The sequence below is a fragment of the Azospirillum sp. genome (genome assembly GCF_035627195.1).
Lineage (GTDB): Bacteria > Pseudomonadota > Alphaproteobacteria > Azospirillales > Azospirillaceae > Azospirillum.
Window position 1 is genome coordinate 1 of the sequence record NZ_DASPMG010000249.1, and the last position, 8,063, is coordinate 8,063.

Annotated in this window: 9 protein-coding genes and 1 pseudogene; 5 read left to right on the forward strand and 5 right to left on the reverse strand. The window is 69.3% G+C overall.

Features of this window, described 5'->3' with window-relative positions:
- Positions 1 to 258: 258 nt before the first annotated feature.
- Positions 259 to 681, reverse strand: a complete 423-nt coding sequence (ndk, locus tag VED21_RS22430; RefSeq protein ID WP_324886205.1) for a nucleoside-diphosphate kinase — start codon at positions 679 to 681, stop codon at positions 259 to 261.
- A 175-nt stretch (positions 682 to 856) separates the two neighbouring features.
- On the opposite strand from ndk, the gene VED21_RS22435 reads away from it, so the two are divergent.
- From VED21_RS22435 to VED21_RS22445, 3 genes are all read left to right on the forward strand, one after another.
- Positions 857 to 2,746, forward strand: a complete 1,890-nt coding sequence (locus tag VED21_RS22435) for an ABC-F family ATP-binding cassette domain-containing protein (RefSeq protein ID WP_324886207.1) — start codon at positions 857 to 859, stop codon at positions 2,744 to 2,746.
- Positions 2,743 to 3,381: an exopolysaccharide biosynthesis protein gene (locus VED21_RS22440; RefSeq protein ID WP_324886209.1), complete on the forward strand. Its 639-nt coding sequence runs from the start codon at positions 2,743 to 2,745 to the stop codon at positions 3,379 to 3,381. The genes VED21_RS22435 and VED21_RS22440 overlap by 4 nt, the downstream gene beginning before the upstream one ends.
- Positions 3,382 to 3,517: 136 nt before the next feature.
- Positions 3,518 to 4,126: a phospholipid methyltransferase gene (locus tag VED21_RS22445; protein WP_324886211.1), complete on the forward strand. Its 609-nt coding sequence runs from the start codon at positions 3,518 to 3,520 to the stop codon at positions 4,124 to 4,126.
- A 77-nt stretch (positions 4,127 to 4,203) separates the two neighbouring features.
- Here VED21_RS22445 and VED21_RS22450 read toward each other — a convergent pair whose 3' ends face one another.
- From VED21_RS22450 to VED21_RS22460, 3 genes are all read right to left on the reverse strand, one after another.
- A complete protein-coding gene (locus VED21_RS22450) occupies positions 4,204 to 4,452 on the reverse strand; it encodes a hypothetical protein (protein WP_324886213.1) in 249 nt (82 codons plus the stop codon).
- A gap of 56 nt (positions 4,453 to 4,508) precedes the next feature.
- Entirely contained in the window at positions 4,509 to 4,781 is a 273-nt protein-coding gene (gene infA / locus VED21_RS22455) for a translation initiation factor IF-1 (RefSeq protein ID WP_324886215.1), read from the reverse strand.
- Between the two features lie 343 nt (positions 4,782 to 5,124).
- Positions 5,125 to 5,886, reverse strand: a complete 762-nt coding sequence (locus tag VED21_RS22460; RefSeq protein WP_324886217.1) for an SDR family NAD(P)-dependent oxidoreductase — start codon at positions 5,884 to 5,886, stop codon at positions 5,125 to 5,127.
- A gap of 135 nt (positions 5,887 to 6,021) precedes the next feature.
- On the opposite strand from VED21_RS22460, the gene VED21_RS22465 reads away from it, so the two are divergent.
- Together VED21_RS22465 and gmk are read left to right on the forward strand one after the other, a co-directional pair.
- On the forward strand, positions 6,022 to 6,888 hold the full coding sequence (locus VED21_RS22465) for a YicC/YloC family endoribonuclease (RefSeq protein WP_324886219.1): 867 nt from the start codon (positions 6,022 to 6,024) through the stop codon (positions 6,886 to 6,888).
- An 8-nt stretch (positions 6,889 to 6,896) separates the two neighbouring features.
- Positions 6,897 to 7,541, forward strand: coding sequence for a guanylate kinase (gene gmk, locus VED21_RS22470; protein ID WP_324886221.1), 645 nt, complete (start codon positions 6,897 to 6,899; stop codon positions 7,539 to 7,541).
- Between the two features lie 26 nt (positions 7,542 to 7,567).
- Here the strand turns inward: gmk and VED21_RS22475 are convergent.
- Positions 7,568 to 8,063 (reverse strand): annotated as a pseudogene (locus tag VED21_RS22475) (hypothetical protein); the annotation flags it as partial.

The window sequence follows — 8,063 nt, forward strand, 5'->3', positions numbered from 1 at the left end:
CTCGTCGGCGAGATCGTTGCGGCCGGTCGCGATCGTCGGGGCGAGCGGCTCCAAGAGCGAGATGATCGGCTGCTTGTCCTGGAATTCCATCCCACGTGCTCCTCAGGCGCGCGGCCCCGGCGGGGGCGCTTGTTCCCTCGAATAGCCTACATCGCCCGGCGTGTCCACGACACCGGCGTGACGGTACAACACTCATGAGACGCGAAAGGGCCGCCCCAGGGGGCGGCCCTTCCAAAGAAACCGGACGATCCGCAGGGATCAGCCGACGATCTCCAGGTCGCTGAAGAAGAAGCGGATCTCCTGGGCGGCCGTCTCCGGCGCGTCAGAGCCGTGCACCGAATTCGCCTCGATCGACTCGGCGAAGTCCTTGCGGATGGTGCCCTCGGCGGCGTTGGCCGGGTTGGTAGCGCCCATGATCTCGCGGTTGCGGGCGATGGCGTTCTCGCCTTCCAGCACCTGCACGACGACCGGGCCGGAGATCATGAAGCTGACGAGGTCGTTGAAGAACGGACGCTCGCGGTGCACGCCGTAGAACTGCTCGGCCACTTCCTTCGACAGGCGCACGCGCTTCTGCGCGACGATGCGCAGGCCGCCGTCCTCGAAGCGGGCGTTGATCTTGCCGGTCAGGTTGCGGCGGGTGGCATCGGGCTTGATGATCGAGAGGGTCCGTTCGACGGCCATGGCGGTGCTCCTTTATGAAAGCGCCCCCGGCGGGTGCGGGGGCGTGTGTTTGCGCGGCGTTATACTGGCGCGGCGGCGGCGCGGCAACCGGATCTTCCGAAATACGGTGGCATGGAAGCCGTCACGCGCGGGTCACTACAAAACCGCCCCGTCCCGTGCTACATGGGACCCTGACATGCTGCACATCAACGACCTGACCTTCCGCTTCGGCGGCCGCGTGCTCTTCGACCAGGCGACCGCCGTCGTGCCCAAGGGGCACCGCGTCGCGCTGGTGGGCCGCAACGGAACGGGCAAGAGCACGCTGCTCAAGCTCATCGCCGGCTGGATCCACGCCGATGCCGGCGCCATCACCGTGCCCGCCGGCACGCGCATCGGCATGGTGGCGCAGGAGGCGCCGGAAGGGCCGACCAGCCTGATCGACGCCGTGCTGGCCGCCGACACCGAGCGCACGGCCCTGCTGACCGAGGCCGAGACGGCCACGGACCCGCACCGCATCGCCGAGGTGCACACGCGGCTGGCCGACATCGAGGCGCACTCCGCCCCGGCGCGGGCCGCGCAGATCCTCGCCGGCCTGGGCTTCGACGCGGAGGCGCAGTTGCGCCCCTGCTCCGCCTTCTCCGGCGGCTGGCGGATGCGCGTGGCGCTGGCCGGCGTGCTGTTCGCGCGGCCCGACCTGCTGCTGCTGGACGAGCCGACCAACCACCTGGACCTCGAAGCCACGCTGTGGCTGGAGAACTACCTCAAGAACTACCCGCACACGGTGCTGCTGGTCAGCCACGACCGGGACCTCTTGAACTCCATCCCGACGACGACGATCCACGTCGACCAGGGCAAGCTGGTCACCTACACCGGCAACTACGACACCTTCACCCGCACGCGCCAGGCGAACCTGGAGCGCATGCAGGCCACCGCCGCCAAGCAGGAGGCGGCGCGCAAGCACATCCAGTCCTACATCGACCGCTTCCGCTTCAAGGCCAGCAAGGCCCGGCAGGCGCAGAGCCGCATCAAGGCGCTGGAGCGCATGGAGGTGATCGCGCCCATTGCCGAGGACAGCGCGGTCAGCTTCGACTTCCCCTCGCCCGACCAGCTGGCGCCGCCGCTGATCAGCCTGGAGGACGTGTCGGTCGGCTACGGCGACAAGGTGATCCTGAAGCGCCTCAACCTGCGCATCGACATGGACGACCGCATCGCGCTGCTGGGCGCCAACGGCAACGGCAAGTCGACGCTGGTCAAGCTGCTGTCCGGCCGCCTGGACGCCATGGGCGGCGAGCTGCGGCGCCCGTCCAAGCTGAAGGTCGGCTACTTCGCCCAGCACCAGCAGGAGGAGTTGGACCTCGACCTCACCGCCGTGCGGCAGGCGCATCGGCTGATGCCCAACCTGCTGGAGGAGAAGGTGCGCGCCCACCTCGGCCGCTTCGGCTTCCCGCAGCAGAAGGCGGACACCCGCATCGGCGACCTGTCGGGCGGCGAGAAGGCGCGCCTGCTGTTCGCGCTGATGAGCCGCGAGGCGCCGCACATCCTGATGCTGGACGAGCCGACCAACCACCTGGACGTCGACAGCCGCGAGGCGCTGATCCAGGCGATCAACGGCTATGAGGGCGCGGTCATCCTGATCAGCCACGACCCGCACCTGATCGAACTGACCGCCGACCGCCTGCTGCTGGTGCACGACGGCACCTGCAAGCCCTTCGACGGCGACCTGGACGATTACAAGCGCCTGCTGCTGGAACGCGCCCGCGCCGAGCGCGCCGACGCCAAGGGCGACACCGGCCCCAGCCGCAAGGACCAGCGCCGCGCCTCCGCCGAGGCCCGCGCGGCGCTGGCGCCGCTCAAGAAGAAGGCCACCGACGCCGAGGCGCTGGTCACCAAACTGAGCGCCGAGAAGGCCCGCATTTCGGAGAAGCTGGCCGACCCGACGCTCTACACCGGCCCGTCGGACAAGCTGACCAAGCTGCAGATCGACCTGGGTGCGGTGGACAAGAAGCTCGCCGCCGCCGAGGAGACCTGGATGGAGGCGCTGGAGGCGTACGAGGCTGCGGCGGCCGAGGCCGGGATCGCCGCATGAGCGACTACCCCCGCGACCGCATGCCCGTGATCGAGGCCCAAGCCGAGGAGGAGGTCCGCACCTCCGATGTGCTGGCCCGCTTCCGCGACAACCTGCCGGGGCCGCGTGTGACGCTGGGCGACCTGATCGCGGCGCTGGGCGACCGGTCGCTGGGCACCATCCTGCTGGCGCTGGCGTTGCCCACCATCGCGCCGGTGCCGCTGGGCGTGTCGGTGATCTGCGACCTGCCCATCGTGCTGTACTCGCTCCAGCTCATGTTTGGGCGGCGCGGCGCGGTGCTGCCGGACTGGCTGCTGAGGCGCTCCGTCGACCGCGCCACGGCGGCGCGCATGCTGGACGCGATGATGCCGCGCCTGGTGCGCATCGAGTCGCTGCTGAAGCCCCGCCTGCACCGGCTGGCCGTCATCGACGGGGAGCGCTGGTTCGGCCTGCTGATCTTCATCCTGTCGATGATCTGCATCGTGCCGGTGCCGCTGATGGGCTGGCTGCCGGGCTTCGCCCTGGTGGTCATCTCGCTGGGCCTGATCGAGCGCGACGGGGCCGCGGTGGGCACGGCGCTTCTGCTGACGGTGGCGGCGATCGTTGCCGCGGTCGTCCTGATCAGCGGCTTTTCCTACGCCGCCATGAGCCTTTGATCGTCCGGCCGCGTGTTGCGGCGTTACCCGGTTTCGCCTTAAGTTCGTTCGTGGTCGCCCGAAATTTGGACCCGATGGCCGCTTTCGTTGTTAAGCCCCGGAAACGCGATCGACAACCACCGGCGAAAGGCCGATCATGAATCCCACCGAAATCACCGTCGCCGATAAAGCAAAAGGCCGCAAATCGCCGCCGGCCGCGTGGCTGTTCTTCCAGCGTTGGATGGCCAATCCGCTGTCGATGGGCTCGATCACCCCGTCCTCGGCCGCGCTGCGCAAGGAAATCCGCAAGAACCTCTCCATCGCTCCCGACGAGGTCGTCGCCGAGTTCGGCGGCGGCACCGGCGCCATCACCAGGGCGCTGCTGGAGGCCGGGATCCCCGGCGATCGCATCTACGCCTTCGAAATCGACAAGGAGTTGGCCACGTTCCTGCACGGCTCCTTCCCCGACGTGAACGTCATCAACGGCGACTGCCGCGGCATCGCCAGGGTGCTGGGCCCCGATCTGGTGGGCAAGGTCGGCAGCGTGGTGATCGGCATCCCGATGGTCACGCTGCCGCTGGACATGCAGCGCGAGATCGTCGAGGCGAGCTTCAGCGTGATGCCGGAAGGACGTCCGTTCCTGCTCTACACCTACATGATCCACTCGCCGCTCAACCAGAAGGCGCTGGGGCTGAAGGGCAAGCGGGTCGGCTTCACCTGGAAGAACGTGCCGCCGGCGTCGGTCTGGGCCTACTGGAAGGCGTGAGCGGCGCCGGACGCGCATGATACGCCGCATGAAAAAACGCCCCTTCCGGATGGAAGGGGCGTTTTTCGTACCGGCTGTCAGTCCTTCGACTCGGTGGGCGATGGGTCGGCGGGTGCCGCCTCCGTGGGCGGCGTGCCCTCGGCGGGCGTCTGGCCCTCGGCGTTGCCGTTGGCGCTGCCCGGACGCCGGCGGAACGAGTTCCGCTTGTAAACGACGTTCTCGGACGAGCCCGGCGGGCACTGGACGATCTTGCCGCCTTTCGCGAGGTAGTCCCGCGTCATCGCGTCGAGATCGTTCCGGTCCACGTTTCGGCGATCGACTGCCATGCTGCCTCCTGTGCTAACGGACCCGAAGCTCGCCGGGGCAGATCCCCGGCCAGCTCTTACCGCCGGAAGTTGCCGGGCGGCCGCCGCGCCATCGGCGGGGGCGCACCCTCCGTCTTGTGGCGGAAGTTGATACGAGCCTTGGTCAGGTCGTAGGGCGTCATCTCGACCGTCACCCGATCCCCGGCGAGGATGCGGATTCGGTTCTTCTTCATGCGGCCGGATGAATAGGCCATCACTTCATGCCCGCCGTCGAGTTGCACGCGGAAGCGGGCATCGGGCAGGACTTCGGTGACGACTCCGTCCATCTCGACCAAGTCTTCCTTGGCCATGGGACATTCCTGTCATAGTTCACCGGCAGGTCGCCGGCATCGTGCTGCAGTCGGAAAGGGCGGCCGCAGCCGCCCCGTCGTGGTTCAGAGCGGCCGATGGCCGGCGGCGGTGCCGTCGACGGGCTGGAAACCCCTGGTCGTATTGAACCATGTCACGGTACCGGTGGCCATGCGGCTTTCCCCTTCACTACGAAGTAACCCGCCGCGACCGTACGGCGGAAAACCAAATCACTGAGGGGAACCACCGGACGCGTGGGAGAGCACGAAGACCGTAGACCCAGAGCAATTTCGATCCCTAGAAAATGGTGCCTGCGAACGGCGCTGGCAAGCTGTATTCGCCGGCTCACCCCTTCCGGGGGGCGGCGCGCAGGGCCGGATCGGTCCATCCCGGCGGCAAAGCGGCCATCAGCCACACCGCCGCGCGCATGGGCAGCGGGAAGGCGATGCGCCCGCGGTTGCGCGCCAGGGCGTCGCGGATGTGGGCGGCGGCGCGGTCGGCGTCCCACAGGAAGGGCATGGGGAAGCGGTTGTTGGCGGTCATGCGGCTGCGCACGAAGCCGGGGCAAACCACGGACACCTCCACCCCCTCGCCGGCCAGATAGCCGCGCATCCCCTCCCCCCACACGCGCACGGCGGCCTTGCTGGCGCAATAGGCCGGGGCGCCGGGCAGGCCGCGGAAGCCGGCCAGCGACGCCATGATGGCGACCTGCCCGCGCCGCCGCGCCCGCATGCCGGGCAGGACGGGGTAGACACTGTTGAACACGCCGTCGACGTTGACCGCGAAGATGCGCCGGGCCTGCTCCTCCGTCTCGCCATGCAGGCCCGTGCCGGCGGAGATGCCGGCGTTGGCGACCAGCAGGTCGATGGGCGTTCGCGCGTCGAAGGCCGTCAGCCACGCCGCCATCGCGTCGCGGTCGGCGGCGTCCACCACCGCCGTCTCGACCGCGGCGCCGCGGGTGCGGCAGCGCGCCGCCACCTCCTCCAGCCGCGCCGCGTCGCGCCCGGTCAGGCCCAGCGTGACGCCGGGACCGGCGTAGGCCAGCGCCAGCGCCTCCCCGATGCCGCTGGAGCCGCCCGTGATGACCACCGTCCGCGGATCGCGCATGAACTCCCCTCGCTCCTTGTTGCGCCACTTCTTGTTGCTATGGGCTGTGCGGGCTATAAGTTCACGCTTCACGAACACGCCCCGCCACCCATTCTAGCCGAGGCCGCATTGACCGCCCAACGCCCCGTCGCCAGCATGACCGGTTTCGCACGCATCGACGGGCATGCCGAGGCCTATTCCTGGACCTTCGAGGCCAAGAGCGTGAACGGCCGCAGCCTCGACATCCGCTGCCGCATGCCCAGCGGCTTCGACCAGATCGAGGCGGCGGCGCGGGCGGAGATCCCCAAGCGGCTGGCGCGCGGCACGGTGAACCTGACGCTGACGCTGACCCGCTCCTCCACCGTGTCGCAGCTGCGCATCAACCGCGACCTGCTGGCCCAGGTTCTGGAGCTGGCGCGCGAGATCGAGGCGGCCGGCGCGGCGGCGCCGCGCCTGGACGCGCTGCTGTCCGTGCGCGGCATCATCGAGCCGGTCGAGGAGGACGAGACCGAGGCGCGCGAGCGCCTGGACGAAGCGCTGAAGCGCGACGTCGCCGCCGTGATCGTCAAGCTGGGCGAGGCCCGCGCGGCCGAGGGCGCGCGGCTGGCCGGCGTGCTGACCGGCCACCTGGACGAGATCGAGCGGCTGACCGACGCGGCTGCCGCCTGCGCCTCCGTGCAGCCGGAGGCGCTGCGCGAGCGGCTGAAGGCGCAGTTGGCCGCCTTGCTGGACGCCGTGCCCTCGCTGCCGGAGGAGCGGCTGGCGCAGGAGGCGGCGCTGCTGATCGGCAAGGCCGACGTGCGCGAGGAGCTGGACCGGCTGCGCGCCCACGTCCAGGCGGCGCGCGAGATGCTGGCCGAGGGCGGCGCCATCGGCCGCCGCTTCGACTTCCTGTGCCAGGAATTCAACCGCGAGGCCAACACGCTGTGCTCCAAGTCGGCCGACGTGGAGCTGACGCGCGTCGGCCTGTCGCTCAAGGCCTCCATCGAACAGCTGCGCGAGCAGGTCCAGAACATCGAGTGATGCGTCCCATGGCCCCGTCCCCCAAGGAGATCCGCCGCCGCGGCCTCATGCTGGTCCTGTCGTCGCCGTCCGGCGCCGGCAAGACCACGATCTCGCGCAAGCTGCTGGAGCGCGACTCCGGCATCACCATGTCGGTGTCGGTCACGACCCGCCCCATGCGCCCCGGCGAGGTGCCGGAGGTCGACTACTATTTCGTCGACATGCCGCGCTTCGAGCAGATGGTCGAAGCGGGCGAGCTGCTGGAGCACGCCCGCGTCTTCGGCAACTGCTACGGCACCCCGCGCGAGAAGGTGGAAAACGCGCTGAAGGCCGGCCGCGACGTTCTGTTCGACATCGACTGGCAGGGCACGCAGCAGCTGGCCGAGAACGCGCGCACCGACCTCGTCAGCATTTTCGTGCTGCCGCCGTCGGGCGAGGAGTTGGAGCGCCGCCTGCACACCCGCGCCCAGGATTCGGCCGAGGTGATCGCCGGCCGCATGGCCAAGGCCTCCGACGAGATCAGCCACTGGGCCGAGTACGACTACGTCATCGTCAACAACGACGTCGAGAAGAGCGTCGCCTCGGTCCAGGCCATCCTGAACGCCGAGCGCCTGAAGCGCACCCGCCAGGTCGGCCTGTCCGAGTTCGTGAAGAGCGTGCAGGCGGCGTTGTAAGGGCCGCCCTCACGCCGCGATGAAGGTCACGCCGCGAGGAAGCTCGACCCGCTCAACTGATCGGGACGCACGCCCAACAGCTCGATGCGGTGCTCGCCCAGCACGACCAGCGCGTGCCCCTGCTCCGCCCGGACCTCCGCATCGGCAACGTCCACCCCGGTTTCCGCATCGAACGACAGCCGGTCGCGGCCCGGTTCGAAGTCGGTGATCGTGGCGCGCTGCCCCGGCTCGGTAAAGACGAAGAGGTCGCGGCCGGCGCGGCCGGTCATCGTCTGTTCGTCCTGTTCGGCCACCAGCACGTCGTCCTTCGGGCCGCCGGTGACGGCGATGCCCGCCGCGGCGCCGATCACCAGCTGCGGCGCGTCGGGGCTTTCCGGTTCGGCGTCGTTGCGGCGCCGCTCGACGAAGACGAACACGTCGTCCTGGATGTGCTCGGTGTCCGTGTTGCGCAGGATGATGTCGGCCAGCGTCGTGTTCTCGATCTCGGCCAGCGTTTCCTTGTCGAAGCCCTGGTTCTGGTAC

Bases quoted from the DNA above. Each gene is read 5' to 3' on its own strand.
- ndk (WP_324886205.1), bottom strand. From the start codon at position 681: ATGGCCGTCGAACGGACCCTCTCGATCATCAAGCCCGATGCCACCCGC.
- VED21_RS22435 (WP_324886207.1), top strand. From the start codon at position 857: ATGCTGCACATCAACGACCTGACCTTCCGCTTCGGCGGCCGCGTGCTC.
- VED21_RS22440 (WP_324886209.1), top strand. From the start codon at position 2,743: ATGAGCGACTACCCCCGCGACCGCATGCCCGTGATCGAGGCCCAAGCC.
- VED21_RS22445 (WP_324886211.1), top strand. From the start codon at position 3,518: ATGAATCCCACCGAAATCACCGTCGCCGATAAAGCAAAAGGCCGCAAA.
- VED21_RS22450 (WP_324886213.1), bottom strand. From the start codon at position 4,452: ATGGCAGTCGATCGCCGAAACGTGGACCGGAACGATCTCGACGCGATG.
- infA (WP_324886215.1), bottom strand. From the start codon at position 4,781: ATGGCCAAGGAAGACTTGGTCGAGATGGACGGAGTCGTCACCGAAGTC.
- VED21_RS22460 (WP_324886217.1), bottom strand. From the start codon at position 5,886: ATGCGCGATCCGCGGACGGTGGTCATCACGGGCGGCTCCAGCGGCATC.
- VED21_RS22465 (WP_324886219.1), top strand. From the start codon at position 6,022: ATGACCGGTTTCGCACGCATCGACGGGCATGCCGAGGCCTATTCCTGG.
- gmk (WP_324886221.1), top strand. From the start codon at position 6,897: ATGGCCCCGTCCCCCAAGGAGATCCGCCGCCGCGGCCTCATGCTGGTC.